The sequence below is a fragment of the Aquiflexum sp. genome, assembly GCF_041749095.1.
In the GTDB taxonomy this organism is placed as follows: Bacteria; Bacteroidota; Bacteroidia; order Cytophagales; family Cyclobacteriaceae; genus Aquiflexum.
This window is the reverse complement of record NZ_JBGTCA010000586.1, coordinates 1-19,894: the sequence shown is the minus strand read 5'-3', so window position 1 is coordinate 19,894 and position 19,894 is coordinate 1. Positions and strand designations below refer to the sequence as shown.

Genomic DNA, 19,894 nt, shown 5'->3' with positions numbered 1-19,894 from the left:
TTGTAATTTATTTTCATTTTGATGCCTGATTAAGGATATTCGTAAAAAAAAGGAAGCAGCATGTCGTATCTGATTTTGGTAATACTTTGGGTTTTATTCTATTTTTTACATTCGTTCTTAGCAAGCCTCAATATAAAAAGAAAAATCAAAGGAATGATGGGAAGGCAATACATATGGTACAGGCTGATGTACTCTGTTTTTGCTTTGATTCATTTATTGGCCATATTGATATACGCCGCGGGAATCAAGCAATCCTTTCTTTTTGACAAAAGTCACTTAGTGACATATTTCGGATATATGGCTGCTGCGTTTGGCACCATTGTTCTGGTTCGCAGCATGAAATACCTAAGCGGGAAAAAATTTCTTGGTTTATCGGCCCATGATGACTTAACAGACCAGGGAACATTGGTGACAAAAGGAATTCATAGCTATATCAGACATCCGATTTACGCAGGATTGATTTTGATCTTTTTTGGTTATTTTCTGTACCAGCCCTATCCGACCTCTTTGGTTCATTTGGTCATGTTGCTTGTTTATCTGCCTTTTGGGATTCACTTGGAGGAGAAAAAACTGATCTCAGCTTTTGGGCAAGAGTATCTTGATTATCAAAAAGAGGTCCCGTCCCTGATTCCCTACAAAAGAAAAAGAACCGTATGATACGGTTCTTTTTTAAATCTGTTGAGGATTATTCCATTCCCCTAAAGTCCACCTCAAACATCAATACAGAGTTTGGTGGGATTCGTTCGTTATTTTCACTGTCCCGATACGCCCAAGGTGAAGGAATGATCAAAATTGCTTTGGATCCGCTTTTAAGATTTCTGAATCCATAATTGAAGCCAGTGATAGCCTCCGAAGAACCTAATGTGAATTGGAATAAACGGTAATTTCTGCCTTCCACAAAAATATCGTTTTCTTTGGCCACCTCTTCTATACTGGTATCAAAAACTGTCCCGTCAATTAAGCTGCCTGTGTAATCGGTATAGATTAGATTGCCCGATCTAGGTTTGCCTTCTTCTCCTTCTTCCTGAACAATTACAATTACTCCGGTAGGATCATGGTATCTATAAATACTGTCGATCTGGGCAGTTGCAAGAAATTCCTCAATGATTATTCTATCCTTCTCCAGATTTCCTTCGACATCATAAACCGGTCCACCAAATGGATTATTTGGTTCGCAGGCCATGCTGATCAAAAAAACAAAGAGAAGGGACAATATGGAATTGAATTTTTTCATGGAATTTTTTCCTTTTAATCTTTACGTCTCAATTCCAACAAATTCATCTCAAAAATTAACGGGGCATTTGGTGGGATTGAACCTTGACCACGGGAACCGTAGGCATATCTTGCAGGGAAGAAAGCAGTTGCGATATCGCCCTCTTCCATTTTGGACAAAGCAAATTCGAATCCTAAGATCAGATCGGTCAGGCCAAACAACATCACAAAGGGTTCATAGTCCCTGTTGGGATTGAACATGTTGTTCTGTCTGGCTACAGAGTCAATGGAAGTGTCAAAGACAAAATCATCCAGCAACTTGCCGGTATAATCAACCCAAAGGGTATCCCCGATTGCGGCCAACTCACCACTACCGGAAAGCTCCTGCCAATATATCCTGATTCCTGTGGCCGGGTCTATGAAATCCTTGACAGATGTAATTGGGTTATCAGCGAGGTAATTTTCAATGTCAACGAGATTTCTCTGGAATAATATCTCATCGTTTTCACTGTCAGATATACATGAGGATAATAATAATGCAATTGAAAATACAATAACGCTTAACCTTTTCATCCTTTTATTTTTGTACTTCTGTAATCTCTACGTCGAAGATCAGGATAGAGTTGGCTTTAATGGTTCCACCGGTTTCTCTTTCACCATAGGCCAAAGTTGACGGAATGATAAATTTGGCTTTATCTCCTTTTTTGAGAAGACCTAAACCCTCATCCCATCCAGGTATCACACGGCCCTGACCAACTACAACTTCCAATGGGCCATAACCGCCCGCATTGTCTCTCTGTTCGTTGTAAACGCCGGACTCCTTCGCTACCTCTATCATGCTGGTGTCAAACACTGTCCCATCAATTAGGTATCCCGCATAATGAACGAAAGCCGTGTCACCGCTTTCAATCTCCGGTCCTGACCCTTCTTTTTCTATGACGTAATAAAGACCTGATTCTGTCCTGGTGGCTTTGATATTTTTTTCAGCGATGTAATCTTGGATCAATTGGGTATCGGTTTCCAATTGTTTGATGGCACTTTCAGCTTGCTTTTTCATGGTGGCTTCTTGAAGAGAAGTGAAATATGCTTCCACCCCTTGCTGATCCAACACATCGATTACGCCTATCTGGATTTTAACATCCTTCTCTTTATCAAGGAAAAATGGCATATTATTTTCACCAAAGACTTTCAGTGAATTGGCTTGAAAAGCGATACTGTCCCCTTTTTTAAGGCTAAGGAAAATCTCATCCATCCCACTTTCTCTTGGAAGAGAATCATTGAACTGAAGATATCCGGGCATATTTTGATCATATGTAGAAATAAAGACTGAATCTTTATCGTTTTTCACTATCAGATTGTAAAGAACAAACTCTCCGTTTTTCGGTTTTTGAGAACCTTCTTTAATGTAGGTATATTCTATCCCATCTGATGTAGTTTGGGTTTTTTTGCAGGACATAAGACCGGCAGCCGTTACCAAAATAACAGCGGAAAACAGGATACTTTTAATTTTTTTCATGAATGAGTTCTGGTTGATTAAATAGGATGTTATAATTTTCTTTTATGAGTTTTTGGAATTTTTCGGTTGTTTCATGTAGAGAAAGGGAGGATTTTCCACCAGAGGCATTTTTATGTCCTCCTCCATCAAAGTGGGATGCGGCAAACTTATTGACTGCAACATCCTCTGTTGATCTTAAAGAAATTTTTATTCCATCTTCTCTTTCGGTAAATAGGGCAGCTATTTTGATACCACCGAGCGAAAGTGCGTAATTGACCAGTCCTTCAGTGTCACCCGTTTGGGAATTGTACTTTCTGAGGTCTTTTTTACTGATTGCAAAAAAGGCCGTTTTCAGGTCTTCCATAATTACCAGCCTTCTGGTAATGGCAAAACCGATAAACTTCAGCCTATTGATGCTATTGGTATCATAAATCAATCTTGAAATCCTGGAATTATCCGCACCGATTTCGATCAGTTCAGCTGTGATCAAATGTACATTTTTGGTTGTATTCGGATGTCTGAAACCACCTGTATCTGTCATGATTCCGGCGTAGAGACATTCTGCAATGTCTTTATCGATCAGATTTTTGTCACCGATTTCTACTATCAGTTCATACACCAATTCACATGTAGCAGCTGCTTTGGTGCTCCAATACCTGAAATCAGCAAAATCTTTGGGGTCCTGATGATGATCTATATTTACTATATAAGCTGTGGATTTTTCAACAATGGCCTGCATGTCCTGCATCCGGTTTGGGCAGGAAAAATCCAGACAAAAAATCATGGTTGCTTCTTTCAAGATATCCACTGCTTTTGATTGCTGTGTTTTATCTTCAAAATTGATTACATCTTCATTTCCTTTCATCCAATGCAAAAATGAAGGGTAATCCGAAGGGGTAATCACCGAAACCTGGTGTCCCTTCTTCTTCAAGAAATTTGCCAAACCCAAAGAAGAACCCAATGCATCTGCATCAGGTTTGTGATGGGTAGTAATGACAATTTTTTGGGGTGAAGAAATTTTATATTTGAATGACTCTAATTCTCGCATTTGATTGCTGTTGCAAGTTCTCCTCGAAGAACATAGTGCGCAAAGGTCAGGATAATTTTTGAAAAATCCCAATTAACATAAAGTACTAATCTTTAATCACCTAAGGTATAATTTATATACTTTATTCGGACTTTCACCTAATTAACCTATTTTTGCAAATCATTAAATAAGACTTAAATATAAATATAATGGCTAGTAACAGAACATTCACCATGATCAAGCCTGACGCATTTGGTACAGGTAATTCCGGTGCGATTTTGAAAATGATTGAGGAGGCCGGATTTAAAATCGTGGCTTTGAAAGCAACGCAGTTGACCCCGGAATTGGCAGGTAAATTCTATGAAGTACATAAGGAAAGACCTTTTTACGCTGACCTTTGCAAATATATGTCCTCAGGACCAATCATCGCAGCCATCCTTGAAAAAGACAATGCTGTGGAGGATTTTAGAACTTTGATCGGTGCTACCAACCCTGCCAATGCAGCAGAAGGTACCATCAGAAAGATTTTCGCAAAATCAATTGAGGCCAATGCCGTACATGGTTCTGACTCTGATGAAAATGCCGCCATTGAAGGCAACTTCTACTTCAGTCAGTTTGAAAGAGTTTTGTAAATAAATCAGTTCAGAAACACCAAGCCCCATGCCTTTCGACATGAGTCTTGGTGCTTCTGCACTGATTTAAAATAGTTGGTATCTTTTTTTTAGTAATGGTCATACAAGTTTTCTCAAGCAGCACTTTCTTTGACTAACAATTCTTCTAAACTGAATATGGGTTGATTGCTTGATTCAGAAAAGTCCAATAATTCTTTTATGGGCAATATCATATTCTCTCCTATTTGAGACCAATGGGGCGGCTCAAAAATCCAATCTCCCTCAGCATCTTTCATATGACCCCTATCAGAAAAAAAACCAGCTAGATAGTCAGCTGAATCAATGGCCTTGAATATAGGGTGGGATGATTCATTCTTTTCATCCAAGTCTTGGAAAGTCAGACGAAGATAATCCTTAAGAGGTGTTGGCTGATTTAAAGAAGAATCAAGGTCATATACCAAATCAACATTGTTGTTTGAAGCAAGTAGGATCACATGATAATCCCACCAAACCGGGGATCCGTCAACAGAATCATTTTGGAAATGAAAATCACAGTTTTTATCCGTGTTGGTAATAAAGAGGACTTTTTTGTAGAAACCGGCCAAATCAGGATGTTGGCATAAGTGCCAGATATTTTCTTCACAATAGTTTTTGGTGTGCTTGTAGGATTTGATTTCCATTTTGGGTGAATCTAAGCTTTTATTGAATGCCGGTTATTTTTGAGATAGTTATGCCAGAGCTAGTACGTTGTAAATGAGCGAAAAGGTTTCCTACTTGTTGTTTTTTAAGATAATCATTCAATTGCTTTTTTCCCAGCCAACAAAGTTCAGGTACCTGTGGTGATAAATCATTGCTTATCCCTGTAATGGTTGAACCAACTCAAAATGGAGGCTGTCTTGCTCATCAGCATGCTCGGTCTATTCACCAAGCCATGGGAAGCGTTGGGAATACGAACCATTGCAGCTTCCACGCCTTGGAGTTTGAGGGCTGCATAATACTGTTCAGATTCAGAAATCGGAGTCCGAAAATCCTGCTCTCCTGTAAGTAGCATAGTCGGGGTTTTCACATTTCCAACGAGTGATAGTGGTGATCTTCTCCAGTAATTCTCCTGATCCTCCCATGGCATAGCCCCAAACCAATACTTTGCAAAGAATGCCGGGGAATCTGCATGAAGTACAAAACTCGTCCAATTGATCACCGGCTTGGCTACAACAGCAGCTTTGAAGCGGTCTGTTTTACCAATGATCCAAGCCGTTAAAACTCCCCCGCCTGATCCTCCGGTTACGAAAAGGTTATCCGTGTCGATATAGCCTTTGGCAATCACCGCATCCACTCCGGAAATCAGGTCTTCGTAATCATGATTGGGATAGTCGTGGTGGATGGCATTGCCAAATTCCTCTCCATAACCTGTACTTCCGCGCGGATTGGTGTAGAGCACCACATAGCCTGCTGCTGCATAAGCTTGAATTTCGTAAGCAAAAGATGGCCCGTACATGGCAAAGGGACCACCATGAATCTCAAGGATAAAAGGATATTTTTTATCGGGGTCAAAATCGGGAGGAGTCACGATCCAACCTTGCACCCGCTTTTGGTCAAAAGAAGATTCCCACCAGATCTCTTCGGTTTTTCCGATTTTCCGGAAGGAAAACAAATCGTCATTGACTGCTGTGAGCCGTTTGGTTTCTCCATTATTCCAGATTGCCAGATCAGCCGGACGCTCCGCACCGCCTTGGGTAAAAGCAAAACGATTATTGGTAGAGACTGTGAATGTCCCGGAATTATATGGCCTTCCCAAATCCAATCCTCCAAGACCTTCGACTACTGTTCGTATTTTTCCTGTGAGGGCAACATGCCCGATTTTGGTGTCCCCAAATTCATCGTATTGGAAGTAGATGCCCTTGCCATTCCCTTCCCATTGAGGATTGCGGGCATCCCGGTCCAGACTGGAAGTCAGATTTTTTACCCCGCTTCCATCCACATTCATCACATAGAGATTGGTCACGGTATAGCCTTGGAATGTATCGTCATTGCCGGTAAATGCAATGAGTTTTCCGTCAGGAGAAAGAGTGGGATTACCATCCGGTCCAAACCTTGAAGTCAAAGCTTTAACTTCGCCTGAGGACAAATCCAGTTGGTAGATTTCCGGGTTTGCCGGTTCCAACTCATGGTTTTCATGCAAGTTAGCCGAGAAGAAAAGGCTTTTCCCGTCATTTGCCCAAATGGGACTTCCGTGATTATGGGAAGTGAAAGTGCGTTGTCTGGGCGTTCCCCCATCGATTCCCAAGGTAAAAATCTGGGATTTTCCGGGTTTCAGATATCCTGCCCCATCACCCCGGTAATTCAATCCATCGATAAAAATGGGAGGGGCATTCCACTCCGCACCCTCAGGTTTTCCTGGGATGGTCAGCATGGATTTTTTGGCTTCCGGCACAAACTGCGTGAATGCCAATTGCCGGTCATCAGGACTCCAGGATACGGTGCCGGGAGGAGAAGCCGTATTGGTCAGTGTTACAGTTTCCCTTGTATCCATATGCATTAGGAAAAGTTTGACCTTATCATCTTGTTGATTGGAGAGGAAAGTCAGGTTCTTCCCATCATTGGACCATCGTGGAGCATAGTCGCGTTGGTTGCCCATGGTGAGTTGGCGGATGCGGGAACCGTCCATATTACTGACCCATAGATTGGAATAATCCCGGTCAGTCATGATGTCTTTATAATTCCGGACAAAGACAATCTGGGAGCCATCCGGGGAAATTTGCGGATCGGTAACATACTCCATATTGAAGAGGTCGGTCAGTTCAAGAATGGTTTTTTCTTGGGCATAGGCTCCTAGATTCAGCAGGAAACCTAGCGTTAGGAATAGGATAAAAGTTTTTTTCATGGTTCTATAGTTTTTAATTTATTCCTTCTCCTTATTTTCGAGTAGGGGTGACAATGCCGAGTTGTTTGGAAAATTTCTACCATTCTTGGAGAAGTTCCTGATATATTTGACAATAAATAAGATAGGGATTTTTTTACTTGGTTTAATTTATTCACCTAACCTTTATTCTTTTTCCGTAGTCCGATGACTGATAGCTAATCACTTTGTTTTTCAAGTCAGAATATTTTTTGTAACCTGAACATGGACAGTTACTTCATGATGATTTCCATCATCTGTCAAAGGAAAGACGTTTCCGATCCCTACCTGATCTCCCATTTTCCACCTGGAACCCCCTTCACCATCCTCTTGGATAACGGTAAGTTTATAAGTTGATTGACCAAACCTGTAATGAACCGTAACAGAAGGCCAAAAAAGTGGAAAACATGGAATGAACTGTAAATGATCCTTTTGCAGGTCCAGCCCCACTAATGAGCTTATTATAAACTGGTACATCCATCCTGATGACCCTGTATACCAAGTCCATCCTCCCCTCCCTTTATGGGAAATATTTGCATATACATCTGCCGCCATCACATAGGGTTCAACTTTATAAACCTGGCTTTTCCCTGAATCTGATCCATGGTTTATCGGCTGGATCATGCTGAACAACTCCCATACTTTTTCCCTGTCCTTCAGTTTGGCGAATGCCATAAGGGTCCAGATCGCTGCATGCGAATACTGGCCACCGTTTTCTCTGACACCGGGAACATAGCCTCTGATATAACCTGGGTTTGGACCTTTTTTATCAAATGGAGGATCCAATAATTGGATCAGATTCAGGTCTCTCCTAACAAGATGTTGATCAAGTGAGGCCATAGCAGTCAATTGTCGCTGCTCACTTCCGGCACCGGAAAGGACTGACCAGCTTTGTGCAATGGCGTCAATCCTGCATTCTTCATTTTCTTTTGATCCCAAGGGACTGCCATCATCAAAATAGGCCCGTCGGTACCACCCTCCATCCCAACCCCCGGTTTCTAGATTGGACTGCAGCCTATTTGCTGCATTTTTGCAATGTTCAGCAAACTGGGTATCTCCATATTCGATCGCCACTGGATTAAACCGTTGCAATACATCGTAAAGAAAAAATCCCAGCCAGACACTTTCTCCTTTACCTTTGATTCCAACACGGTCCATACCATCGTTCCAATCGCCGGACCCGATAAAGGGCAATCCATGTTCTCCAAAATGAAGACTGTGCTTGATAGCCCTGACACAATGCTCATATAAAGAAGCAGAAAAGTTTCCGCTAGCAGGCAGATCATAAAAAGATTCCTCCTCCTGATAAAGCGGCCTGCTTTCCAGAAAGCCTACTGATTCATTTAAAAGATCCTTATCCCCTGTAGCAGCAATATATCTTGAAACCACAAATGGCAACCACAGCATGTCATCAGAGCAACGTGTTCGGACACCTCTTCCCTCAGGAGGATGCCACCAATGCTGGACATCACCCTCTACAAACTGTCTGGATGCACTTAACAAAATTTGTTTTCTTGCCAGATTGGGTTGGGTATTTAAAACTGCCAACACATCCTGTAGCTGATCTCTAAATCCAAAAGCTCCTCCGGATTGATAGAATCCACTCCGGGCGAATATCCGACAAGCTAATGTCTGATACATCAACCAACCATTCGCTAAAATATTAAGAGACGGATCAGGAGTTTCCACCTGAACCGCACCCAAAACTTCTTTCCAATATTGCTGAACTTGAATTAGTGAATTCCATACATCATCAATAGTTCTGAATTTCCTGATCAATGCCAGTGTCTCCTGAAGATTTTCCTGATTACCCATCCTGAAAACGATAGTTTTGTCCTCACCATCCAGTAAATCAAACTTTACCTGTAAAGCTCCACAAGTATCCATTCCTGCACCGCTTTTTCCGGAAAGTTTTGTGCGATAAAGCGCCTCGGGATCCTTCAGGCTTCTGTTTCGTCCAATAAATTCAGCTCTATCGGTAGTATAACTCTGGTTTGGGCCATCTACTTTGAAAAACGTAACCCTGTCCCCAAAAACAGAATTGTATCTGTTTGTAAACAACAATGCACCGGTTTCCTGATCATATCGCGGTAAAATGTGCATATTCGTTTTGGATCGTACATCTCCCAGGATTAGCTCGATAAAGCCGGTGGCAGATATTTCCCGCTCTCTTCCAGACCGATTTTTTAACTCCAGAACAATAAATTTTATAGGAGAATCCTTGTCCACGAAGGTAACCAGATGTGATTCTATACCACTTTCAATATGATCAAAAGAAGAATACCCGAAACCATGAGTTGTGATATATCTGGAGTTGACTTTCGATGGAAATGGCATCGGAGACCAAAAAGCTCCGGTTTCTTCATCTCTAAGATAAAAAGCTTCACCACCGATATCGCAGATCGGATCGTTATTCCAGGGAGTGATCCTGTATTCATGTGCATTTAATGCCCATGTATAGGCTGATCCGCTTTCAGAAACAACAGAACCAAAATTTGGATTGGCCAGGATATTGGACCAAGGTGCAGGGGTAGTTTTATTTTTTTCTGTAACAATTTTATAGGTCAACCCATCTGGTGTAAATCCTCCGAAATCATTAAAAAACAAAAGGTCATCCTGTAAAGTGGTTTCCAATTCTATGGGGTCAACTGCTCTTGGATTTGTTTGGAGTAATTTAGGCACAATCCCAACCTCATAATGCCTGTTTACCTGCTCGGAAAGTGTTCCTTTATTATCATGTAAGATAATACGGGCTACACTTCCAAAAAGACTTCTGTCTTCAGGGGAAATTTGGTCGGCAGACTTTACAAATATGCTGCCCGCTTTTCCATAGATCATATTACTGACTAACTCCGTATTGATCAATCCCTGAATCTGCTCTTGTAATTCCTGTCTATAAGATCCGTAATCCTCATTCCAAATGACTAGATCAACAGCCAGACCTTTTAATCTCCAATAAGCATGTGCCTTGACCAATTGCCTCACTAAATCCAGGCTATCAGGATCATGTATATGAAGTAAGAGAATCGGAATATCCCCTGAAACAGAATGGCTCCACAGACCTGATTGTCCTCTGAAATTACTTTCAATCACTGAAGCCTGTGCCCTCAATTTCGGATTGGCATAAATTAGGGAAGCAGCTAAGCGATCATATAGCTGAGCATCTCCTTCAGAGGCATTTATTTGTCTGAGCAATACCTGACTATGTGTCCAGGAAAGCTCAAAAGCCCGCTTTTTTAGATGCTTGTCCCGATATTTGTGCAGAAGATTCTCACACCCTTCTCTAGTTTCATTTATACCATAGATCAGCTCAATTACACCAGTTTGACCTGACTCTAAGATGATTCGATATCTAATGGATAAAACAGGGTCAAGGACAGCTCCATCTTTACCGGAAAGTGCATCCACATGCAGAGCCTGAGGATTTGCTAAGGTCTTTCCTCTTCCTATGAATTCAAGACGGTCAGTTTCAAATGAAACGTCTTCGACCTTTGCACCATGTACTTCCATCAAATGAAACATCCATGGTGGATTGTCCTCTTCCGATCGTGGTCTGCGGGTACAAAGAATTGACGTGTATTCAGGTATAATTTCAGTCTGGACAAAAAGATTGCTGAAGGCCGGATGGGCTTCATCAGAAGCCTGTGTAGCCATAACTACTTCAGCGTAGCTGGTTATTTCCAAAATTTTTACAGATTTAGTCCGGTTCATCACCTTGATTCTCCTCATCTCTGTATCGTCTTCAGGCGAAACCACAATTTCCGTTTTGGTTTCAATACCGGCATCCTGTCTTTTAAATTCAACATTTCCCTGAGAAAATACCACCTGGTAATCTATAGCCGCGACCATTGTTGGATGATGTGTATTAGACCAAAATTGTCCGCTTTTGACATCCTTGATATAGCAAAATATTCCTTTGTCATCCTTTGTGGTATCCTCCCGCCAGCGGGTAAGTGCAATGCCCTTCCATCTGCTAAAACCTCCTCCGGAATTGGTAACCATCACCTGATAACGGCCGTTGCTTAAGAGTTGTACTTCAGGGATCCGGGTATTTGATTTGTTAATAATCCTCATATAGATCTCTTTGGAAGCGATCTGTGTTTCGGGAAGATCTTCCATATGTGCATAGAATAATGTCGCTCTTGGAATACGCTCCTGAAGCAATAATAAAGTGGCCTGAAAACGTAATTCAGACAAAAACCTATCCTGCATCGGCCTATTCAACAATACGTAAGCCAAAGAAAGTAGTCCCATACCCTGATGATGCACCATATAAGATTGGACTACACTATGATCGGACCCCCTGGCCTGACGGCTTTTGTTATAATCAATTGCTTCATAAAACCCAAATTCACCTTCAAATCCCTCTTCTGATAAAAGCTGTAGGTTGGAAGTAGCTTTTTGAGGGGAAACCATCAAAGCCAACATCGTCGCATAGGGTGCTACAACCAAGTCTTCTTCCAATCCCCGCTTTAGTCCAAGACCCGGAACTCCAAAAGCCCGGTATTGATAATTCATATTGGTATCAACCCCATTGTACCCTGATTCTGATATACCCCAAGGAACACCCCTCGATTTTGCATACTCGATTTGTCGTGTTACGGTAGATTTATTGGTTTGGTACAAAAGTGTGTTTTCAAAAGCAGGCATTACCAGCTGAGGCATTAAATACTCAAACATAGAACCGCTCCAAGAAATCAAAATAGGGCCTCCGCCTGAGTCTGTCAGAAGTCTGCCCAAAGCAAACCAGCTTTCCTGGGGCAGTTTACCTTGGGCTATTCCAACAAAAATACCCAAACGGGCCTCCGAGGCAAGCAGATCATAATACCCATCATCTTTTCTTTGCTCATCTACATTATAGCCGATTCGTAAAAGGTTATTTGTTTTATCATATAAGAATTCATAAGAAATATCACTAAGTATTTCGCATTGTTCGGCCAATTGCTCAAAATGTAATATTCTTTCATTTGCTTGGGTTACTCCTGCTTTCAATAAAGTTTCTATGCGGTCTAACCCATCTTCATTTTGAAGCTGTTCTCCTATCAGATCTTCACTTACCATTAATAAAAACCGGTCATATAAATGTTTTATTTCTCTCAGTGAGGGAATATGATCAAGTAAGGCAAAATGCTTGGAACTCTCCATAACCTTTAATAAATCCAGCCATGGAATAAGCTGAATAAGGTCTTCCATGACGCTTTTTAGTTGATGATGAAAGCGGATTTTCCATTTGAAAAGACCGGTACTGCTTTCTGGTGTGCTTTCCAATAATTCCTGACTCAAAATCAAAAGCTCATCCAGCAGTTTCTTCACCTTACTTAAAGACCTGCTATCCTGTTCAATCGCTTGATCCAATTTAACAGCAATTTTTTCTACCAGTGGGTCAGGATCTTCCTGAAAAACATCCTGAAGTATAGATATAGTAGTTCGCAGTCCTTCTAAATTCCGAACAGAAAAAACAGGATGTTCTTTTATCCCCAACAATCCTTGTTTCAGGGTAAGTAGATGTCCGGCCAGATTGCCGCTATCAACAGTGGAAACATATCTTGGATGTAATGTATCCAAGCTCAAGGTGTCATACCAATTGTAAAAATGCCCTTTAAAACGCTCCATTCTGAGCATCGTAGCAAGTGTTCTATCACATCTATGGAAAAGATCTCCGTTTGAGATGTAGCCGAAATCATATGCTGAAAGATTAGCCAACAAAGCCAAACCCATATTTGTAGGAGAGGTTCGATGGGCGATGACTTCCACCGGATGTTCCTGAAAATTATCCGGCGGTAGCCAGTTTTCTGCCTCATTTACGAACTGTTCGAAGAAAGACCAGGTTTTCCTTGAAGTTTTGTGCAGAAACGCTGTCTGTACAAAAGGTAAAATAATATCTTTTTCTGACTCTGGAATACTAAGTTTCCAAGAAAGCGCCGGAGCCAAAAACCAAAGAATTAGCATTGGTGAAGCGACTAAAAATGCTCCTAAATCTGTTGTTGCTAAAAAATATATAACACAAGATATAGACAACAAAGGACCTACCCACATTTCTTTGTAAGCGGAAAAGATATTGTTTCCAGAATCTGCGGACGCATTAGCAGAAGGAGTCCACTCCAATAATTTTTTATGGGAGACAATCAATCGCCAATTGGTGCGAAAGATAGCATCCATATTATTGTAGGCTTCATTGGGCAAAATTGCAATGCCAAAAATAAACTGAAGAATGATTCTCTGAACTGATTTGCTGACTTCAGCTAAATGTGCGCGGAAATCCAAGTCTTTGGGTTTATGGATTAACTGCCAACCTGCGGCAGCCATAACAGCAAACAATATTATGATAGTCACAGTAGCTGTCCAAAACCAAGGGAAAGGAAGTATGGACCAACCCAACAGTAATAGTAAGATCAAAGAAACAGGCAATAAACTCCTTCTTAAGTTGTCCATGATTTTCCACCTAGACAAAGTGGAAAGCGGGTTTTTAGTAAGTTTTCCCTTAGGATCTGAAACAAAAGGAAGCATCCATGCGCCTATCTGCCAATCACCCCTAATCCAACGGTGCCGACGTCGAACATCACTCCCATATTTAGAAGGATTCTCTTCATACAAAAGCACATCACTTAATAATCCCGCTCTCGCGTAAACTCCTTCCAATAAATCATGGCTTAGAATCCTATTATCCTGAAACTTGTCATTGACTGCCTTTTCAAAAATATCAACATCATAAATTCCTTTTCCTATAAAAGAGCCCTCCCCAAACATATCCTGATACACATCTGAAGATACTTTGGTATATGGATCAATTCCGGTTAAATTACCATATAGACGCAAATACAAAGTGCTCTTTGATTTTTTGGGAAGACTAGCAGCCACTCTCGGTTGAAGAATCCCGTATCCTTCAATTACTCTATTCTTTTTAGGATTGTAAATCGGCTGATTGAGCGGATGAGCCATAGTTCCAATAAGTTTCCATGCAGAATCTCTTGGAAGCTGAGTGTCCGAATCCAACGTAATAACGTATTTGACATTGGTCAACATCCTGTGATTTCCTGTAACCATAGAAAATTCATTCTTTCCAGCAGACCTCAGCAATGAATTTAAAGCTGATAATTTTCCCCTTTTTCGTTCATAACCCATCCATTTTTTTTCCTTGGGATTCCATGTCCTGGGACGATGAAACAGAAAAAATATTTCGTCACCATGGCGTTCATATTTTTGGTTCAGATCTTCGATTTTGCTGACAACTAATTCCAGTAAGCTTTGATCCTCAGGCATTGATTCCGAATCTGCATCCATAAAATCAGTCAGCAAACCATAGTGGAGATTTTCTTCCTTATTTGCCAAAAACCTTATTTCCAATGCTTCGACAAGCTCTTCTATGTAAAGTTTGCTACTGAGCATGGTAGGAATCACCACAAGTGTCCTCTTCTCAGGAGGAATGCCACGACAATAATCCATTCTGGGAAGTAGTTCAGGTTTCACTATGACCGTCGAAAGCCAGTTAACAAAAGAAACACCTAATTGAGCAGATCCTGAAAAGGATAACATGGCTACCAAAGCCAGCATCCAATCAGGGAGATTTCCAAATCTGAATGCCATGTACCACATTATCGCAGCGAAACTGAGCGTGATGGCCATAATGGAAAAAAAATATAGGAATACAGTAAACCTTCCGGCTGTCCTCACAACTTTATGTCTGAGACTTTGCCGCATAGCTGCAGCTAACTCTAAGTGTTCAAGTCCTTTATCGATTAGGTAATAGCCTACATGTTGCTTTTTAAAAGGTTGTTGGTTTGATTCAGCTGCATTATTTGCCAATTCAATCACTTTCACCGCTACTTCCAATTCGGAATGTGGGCTTGCTTTTGCAATGGCTTCCACAACATGACGATATCGGTCCCTTGTAGAAAAATCCATGAATGAATAAATGCCCGCTGGATCTTTTCTTAAAGTGTGATCTACTCGGCTTAGTGTTTCTACAAACTCCTTCCAGTCAGTAGCCCCAAGTAACCTTAGTGTTCCGATACTGTTTCGAACAGAAACCTGGTTTGCCGCCTGTTTTTGGTTTTCCACCAGAACACGTTCACTGCTGCTCGTCCCCATCCTTGTCAACTGTTGCTCCATCCAACTTAGGGGTAAGGCCAATGAAGGTCCTTCACCCTGTAACCTCCTGGTAAAACCAGCTACAAAAGAACTTTCCAGCACCGGCTTTTCTCGAGCCATATCCGCAATGGTAAGGATAAGGTCTCCCGGTTCTTCCTTTAGGGTAGTGATCATCCGCTCAGCCCAATAATCAGCCAATGTATCGTCTATCATATCCAAAGCAATCCCGGCTGAAACCCTTCTGATATTTTCTATCACTGCCAACCTTAACATGATAGGAATTGCCCACAATTCTCCTAAAGTGAGTATGGTGTGTGTTTGATAAGCACCGATAAAGCTGGTAAGTCCTTTAATATCAACCCTTCCATCACTGTGTGATATGATTTCCAGAACTATATCATAGACCCTCGGCATTTTGGCGGAATTTCCATCCGCCAAATAAGGTAAGTTTTCACTATATCCTTTTGGCAAGTGCTTTCGTGCGATGACAACTTGCTCCTCAATGAGATAAAAATTATCCAAGAGCCATTCGGCTCCAGGGGTTATAGTTTTACCTGTCCTGATCCTTTCAACCAACAGATTTCGGACTTCCAACAAAGTTTTCTCATTGTTGCCCAGTCTTTTAAGTAGTTTATCGGGGGACGTTTTTTCGAGAAGCGTATGGGATTGTGCCAATATTTTACCATGCCGATCCATCTGATCAGAGCTATAGAGCTCAGATCTAAAGGGAGCTTCTTTCTGTCCAGGGCTGAAGATGCCATCCCTTTGGAAAGAAGGCCTTATACGCGACATGATATCTAATACTGAATTTGCGGAAACCTTCATGTGGATTTATATTTAGAAAGCCTTCATTTTGTAAATAGAAAAGTCCAAGGAAAATTCCTATGTGTATTTCCAGGCTTGTGAATGAATGGGAAAAGCAATCAGGGAATTAGTACAATGATTAAATCGGATTTTATTCCACCTAACTCACTTTTCAAATACTTCTATAAATAATCAACAAAAGTCCTCCTGATTCTACCCACTTTTCAAAAGGAATAATGAGGGACAGGAAAACTTTTTGGAAAATTATATATTTGAAAATTTATATTTTTGTGAAGTTAATTATTTTAATTTAATTAAAATCATCATTTCATAAATAGAAATCCCTAGTTTTAATAGATCAATGGATGTTGAAAATTCAAAAATGATTTAATTTTTTCTGTAAAAAATGATAACAGACTCTTCTGAGTACTACATTGTAAATGTGTTTCGAAATTCTTTTCCATTAGTAGCTAACCAAATCTATTTCAACTTCCAAAGACCACCTTGACCCCGGTAGAACTTATTTTTTCCACCTTTTTATCCTGAGGCTCAATAGTAGTATTCCAGAGGAAAAGGGATTTGAGTGAATTGATTTCAGCAAGTGGTTCCAAACCTGCGGCGCTGACTTTGGTTCCGTTCAGGTTCAAACTTTCGAGTTTGGAAAGACTCCTCAAAGCTGAAATTCCTGAATCCGAGATAGGATTATTTTCTACTCGCAGCCTTTGCAAATTGGAAAACTGCGCGATCTGACTCAGGTCAGCATCCTGAATCCCTGTCCCAGCTAAACTGAGCCAATAAATCTGATCTTTGATCGGTAAAAGCGCTTTCAATAAATCCGAAGCTTGACCATTTGCAGCATCCGAGGGAAGAACCACATCCAAAGCACCGTATTCATGAGAAAGAACTCTGACCCGAAATCCCATTTTCTCCAAAGCTTTAAGATGAACTGTATCGATGCTCACCGCTAGCATTTTCTCCCCTCCGGAAATATTTAGTCTAGGCTTTGCCCATGCAATAATCTCTTCATCCGCATCCATCAAGGAGATTTTGGGATTTGCATTTCCTTTTGCTATCCACCAAGTGAGTAATTGGATTTCTTCCTCCGTCAGTGGCTTTTTCCCTTCGGCCGGCATAAAATCATCGTGGTCAGCAGGCAGCGTTACTCTACGGATCAGCTCACTTTTTTCAGCATCTGCCGCTATAAATACCGGACCGTTTTCCCCTCCTTTGAGCAATGTCTCATAGGAATGCAAGTTCAGTTCACCTTTGGTTTTTCCGGGTCGGTGACAGCTTTGACATTTGCTCCTGAGAACAGGTTGTATCACATCTGTAAATACCTCTGCATCCTCCGCCTTGGCCAAAACCCGACCTTTGGTCACTTCCTGCTTTTCACCAAAAGGTGCAAAGGCAGTCAGATAATCTTCCCCATGAGTAAGGTTTCTTCCAAAATGTCCGGTGACAGAAAGTGCCAGGATCATAAAACCCAACACAGCATAATTAAGCCTTTTGCCAAATCTGAGCTCATTTTTATTCACCCACCAGGCAATGGCAGAAATAAAGACCGTCGTCCATCCCGCTACCAAATGAATATCCAAAAGGTCTCCCTCATAGCCCCCGGACCGGGAAAGCAAAAAACCCAATACTGCGGCGATCAAGGCACTGATTGTACCCAAAAGCAAAGAAAAACTCACCGCTTCCTGCATCGCAGGCTTTTTTCCCAAGACCACATACGCTTTAAAAAAGACTGCAATGATCAAAAAACCAATGGGCAAATGAACCCAAAGTGGGTGAAATCGGCCGATAAATGTGATCAGGTCTTGTATCATATTTTAACAACCCTAGGTTAAAATACCCTTTACCACATGACCTTCTACATCGGTGAGTCTAAACCTACGTCCTTGATACTTGTAGGTGAGTTTTTCGTGATCTATCCCAAAAAGATGTAAAATCGTAGCCTGCAAGTCGTGCACATGAACTGGATCTCTGACCACATTATATCCAAAATCATCAGTTTCTCCATAAGTAAACCCAGGCTTCACTCCCGCCCCACACATCCATTTGGTAAAGCATCGTGGGTGATGGTCCCTGCCATAATTATCCGGTGAAAGTGTCCCTTGACTATACACTGTTCTGCCAAATTCACCACCCCAAACGACAAGCGTATCTTCCAGCAAGCCTCTTTGCTTGAGGTCTTTGATCAATGCAGCAGTCGCACGGTCAGTTTTCTGACATTGGTTTTTTATTCCCCCGGGCAGATTTCCGTGCTGATCCCATCCCTGATGGTAGAGTTGAACAAATTTGACATCCTTTTCAATGAGCTTTCTCGCCAAAAGGCAATTGGCGGCATAAGTTCCGGGGTCGCGGCTGTCTTCACCATACATCTCATAGACCGAATCAGGCTCCCTGGACATATCCGTAATTTCAGGCACAGAGGTCTGCATCCGGAAGGCCATCTCATATTGGGCGATGCGGGCGTTGATCTCAGGGTCTCCATAAGTATCTAACTGCACCTCATTCAATGATTTGAGGTAATCGAGCATTTCACGCCTGTCTTTTCCGTCGTAATTTTCCGGATTTCCAAGATAAAGCACAGGGTCTTTTCCGGATCGGAATTGAATGCCTTGGTATTGGGAAGGAAGAAATCCATTTCCCCAAAGTCTGGCGTAAAGTGGTTGGTCCTGCACGGCATTTTTGGAAACCAGGACGATAAAAGATGGCAGGTTTTGGTTGTCCGAACCCAGGCCATAACTCAACCAAGCGCCCATCGAGGGACGGCCAGGAAGCTGATGACCTGTCTGGAAAAAAGTAATAGCAGGATCATGATTGATCTGACCTGTCTGCAGGCTTTTGATAAAACAAAGCTCATCCACGATCTCCGCAGTATAGGGCATCAATTCACTGACCCAAGCCCTGCTTTGGCCATATTGGCTGAACTTGAAAGCAGAAGCAGTCATGGGAAAAGAACTTTGATCGGCACTCATCCCTGTAAGACGTTGCCCATCCCTCACCGAATCGGGGAGCTCCTGTCCATGCAGGTCTATGAGCTTTGGTTTGTAGTCATACAGTTCCAACTGGGAAGGTCCACCACTTTGAAAGAGGTAAATCACCCGCTTTGCCTTGGGCATAAAATGAGGCAAACCAGCCAATCCATTGGTTGTCTCAGAAAGCAAAGGTTGGGTCTGGGCTTTTTCTGCAAATATCTTTTCCATTCCCATCAGCGAGCCCAAGGCCAGGGAACCAAGCCCCAAAGAAGTTTTTGTCAAAAACCTCCTTCTGTCCATATTCTTTTCAATCTCCTGAAGATCCCGGTTGGAAGACCTGAGAGGGGCATCGTGATGGTGACTCATATTATCTTTTGGTTAGAAAAGCGTCTGAATTGATAATGGCACTGGCTGTGACAGCATTGGCCGCCAGGTGGAAAGGATCCAAGTCCGGGGGAATTTGATATTCACCGGAGGCCAACCAACCTTTTGTTTTATTGTGATCTGCCTTGAATTTACGGTATTCATTTTCCCTTAAATCCAGAAGAATTTGAAGCTCCTTAGGGTTGGGTTTTCTTCCTGTAAGTCTTCGAAATGTATCTTCTATAGACTTGGAAATTTCTGGATAAGCCAGCATCCTTTCACCCAAAACCTTGGAAGCCTCCACAAAAGTCGGATCATTCATCAGTACCAAAGCCTGAAGTGGGGTATTGGTCTCCTGTCTTTTACTCACTGAAACACTGTGGTCGGGTGCATCGAAGATGGATAATGCAGGATGGT

General features: G+C 41.7%; 12 protein-coding genes. 2 read left to right on the top strand and 10 right to left on the bottom strand.

Translation table 11 applies throughout. The features are described from left to right. The first annotated feature begins 60 nt into the window (after positions 1 to 60). Entirely contained in the window at positions 61 to 657 is a 597-nt protein-coding gene (locus ACEW8O_RS26085) for an isoprenylcysteine carboxylmethyltransferase family protein (RefSeq protein ID WP_373497564.1), read from the top strand. 28 nt (positions 658 to 685) lie between these two features. Here ACEW8O_RS26085 and ACEW8O_RS26080 read toward each other — a convergent pair whose 3' ends face one another. From ACEW8O_RS26080 to ACEW8O_RS26065, 4 genes are read right to left on the bottom strand one after another with little or no spacing between them, the layout of a single operon-like run. Next, positions 686 to 1,234, bottom strand: a complete 549-nt coding sequence (locus ACEW8O_RS26080; RefSeq protein ID WP_373497563.1) for an FKBP-type peptidyl-prolyl cis-trans isomerase — start codon at positions 1,232 to 1,234, stop codon at positions 686 to 688. Between the two features lie 14 nt (positions 1,235 to 1,248). After that, positions 1,249 to 1,785, bottom strand: coding sequence for an FKBP-type peptidyl-prolyl cis-trans isomerase (locus ACEW8O_RS26075; RefSeq protein WP_373497562.1), 537 nt, complete (start codon positions 1,783 to 1,785; stop codon positions 1,249 to 1,251). Between the two features lie 4 nt (positions 1,786 to 1,789). Further along, entirely contained in the window at positions 1,790 to 2,728 is a 939-nt protein-coding gene (locus ACEW8O_RS26070; RefSeq protein WP_373497561.1) for an FKBP-type peptidyl-prolyl cis-trans isomerase, read from the bottom strand. Continuing rightward, a complete protein-coding gene (locus ACEW8O_RS26065; RefSeq protein ID WP_373497560.1) occupies positions 2,715 to 3,755 on the bottom strand; it encodes a bifunctional oligoribonuclease/PAP phosphatase NrnA in 1,041 nt (346 codons plus the stop codon). The genes ACEW8O_RS26070 and ACEW8O_RS26065 overlap by 14 nt, the downstream gene beginning before the upstream one ends. Before the next feature lie 188 nt (positions 3,756 to 3,943). Here ACEW8O_RS26065 and ACEW8O_RS26060 point away from each other — a divergent pair, with 188 nt between their 5' ends. After that, on the top strand, positions 3,944 to 4,366 hold the full coding sequence (locus tag ACEW8O_RS26060) for a nucleoside-diphosphate kinase (RefSeq protein WP_373497559.1): 423 nt from the start codon (positions 3,944 to 3,946) through the stop codon (positions 4,364 to 4,366). 113 nt (positions 4,367 to 4,479) lie between these two features. Here ACEW8O_RS26060 and ACEW8O_RS26055 read toward each other — a convergent pair whose 3' ends face one another. The 6 genes from ACEW8O_RS26055 to ACEW8O_RS26030 all read right to left on the bottom strand — a co-directional run. After that, the gene (locus tag ACEW8O_RS26055; RefSeq protein ID WP_373497558.1) at positions 4,480 to 5,025 is read right to left on the bottom strand and encodes a hypothetical protein; all 546 of its coding nucleotides are present in this window, start codon (positions 5,023 to 5,025) and stop codon (positions 4,480 to 4,482) included. Between the two features lie 167 nt (positions 5,026 to 5,192). Further along, the gene (locus ACEW8O_RS26050) at positions 5,193 to 7,226 is read right to left on the bottom strand and encodes a prolyl oligopeptidase family serine peptidase (RefSeq protein ID WP_373497557.1); all 2,034 of its coding nucleotides are present in this window, start codon (positions 7,224 to 7,226) and stop codon (positions 5,193 to 5,195) included. Between the two features lie 210 nt (positions 7,227 to 7,436). Continuing rightward, positions 7,437 to 16,154, bottom strand: a complete 8,718-nt coding sequence (locus ACEW8O_RS26045) for a GH36-type glycosyl hydrolase domain-containing protein (protein WP_373497556.1) — start codon at positions 16,152 to 16,154, stop codon at positions 7,437 to 7,439. Positions 16,155 to 16,618: 464 nt separating this feature from the next. Beyond that, the gene (locus tag ACEW8O_RS26040; protein ID WP_373497555.1) at positions 16,619 to 17,959 is read right to left on the bottom strand and encodes a DUF2231 domain-containing protein; all 1,341 of its coding nucleotides are present in this window, start codon (positions 17,957 to 17,959) and stop codon (positions 16,619 to 16,621) included. A 12-nt stretch (positions 17,960 to 17,971) separates the two neighbouring features. Then, a complete protein-coding gene (locus ACEW8O_RS26035) occupies positions 17,972 to 19,480 on the bottom strand; it encodes a DUF1501 domain-containing protein (protein WP_373497554.1) in 1,509 nt (502 codons plus the stop codon). A gap of 1 nt (position 19,481) precedes the next feature. Continuing rightward, positions 19,482 to 19,894 (bottom strand): DUF1553 domain-containing protein (locus tag ACEW8O_RS26030; protein ID WP_373497553.1); only part of this gene is annotated, 413 nt, incomplete at its 5' end.

What these genes read in the sequence shown, in the direction of transcription:
- ACEW8O_RS26040 (WP_373497555.1), bottom strand. Translation starts at nt 17,959, where the DNA reads ATGATACAAGACCTGATCACATTTATCGGCCGATTTCACCCACTTTGG.
- ACEW8O_RS26065 (WP_373497560.1), bottom strand. Translation starts at nt 3,755, where the DNA reads ATGCGAGAATTAGAGTCATTCAAATATAAAATTTCTTCACCCCAAAAA.
- ACEW8O_RS26060 (WP_373497559.1), top strand. Translation starts at nt 3,944, where the DNA reads ATGGCTAGTAACAGAACATTCACCATGATCAAGCCTGACGCATTTGGT.
- ACEW8O_RS26050 (WP_373497557.1), bottom strand. Translation starts at nt 7,226, where the DNA reads ATGAAAAAAACTTTTATCCTATTCCTAACGCTAGGTTTCCTGCTGAAT.
- ACEW8O_RS26075 (WP_373497562.1), bottom strand. Translation starts at nt 1,785, where the DNA reads ATGAAAAGGTTAAGCGTTATTGTATTTTCAATTGCATTATTATTATCC.
- ACEW8O_RS26080 (WP_373497563.1), bottom strand. Translation starts at nt 1,234, where the DNA reads ATGAAAAAATTCAATTCCATATTGTCCCTTCTCTTTGTTTTTTTGATC.
- ACEW8O_RS26035 (WP_373497554.1), bottom strand. Translation starts at nt 19,480, where the DNA reads ATGAGTCACCATCACGATGCCCCTCTCAGGTCTTCCAACCGGGATCTT.
- ACEW8O_RS26055 (WP_373497558.1), bottom strand. Translation starts at nt 5,025, where the DNA reads ATGGAAATCAAATCCTACAAGCACACCAAAAACTATTGTGAAGAAAAT.
- ACEW8O_RS26045 (WP_373497556.1), bottom strand. Translation starts at nt 16,154, where the DNA reads ATGAAGGTTTCCGCAAATTCAGTATTAGATATCATGTCGCGTATAAGG.
- ACEW8O_RS26070 (WP_373497561.1), bottom strand. Translation starts at nt 2,728, where the DNA reads ATGAAAAAAATTAAAAGTATCCTGTTTTCCGCTGTTATTTTGGTAACG.
- ACEW8O_RS26085 (WP_373497564.1), top strand. Translation starts at nt 61, where the DNA reads ATGTCGTATCTGATTTTGGTAATACTTTGGGTTTTATTCTATTTTTTA.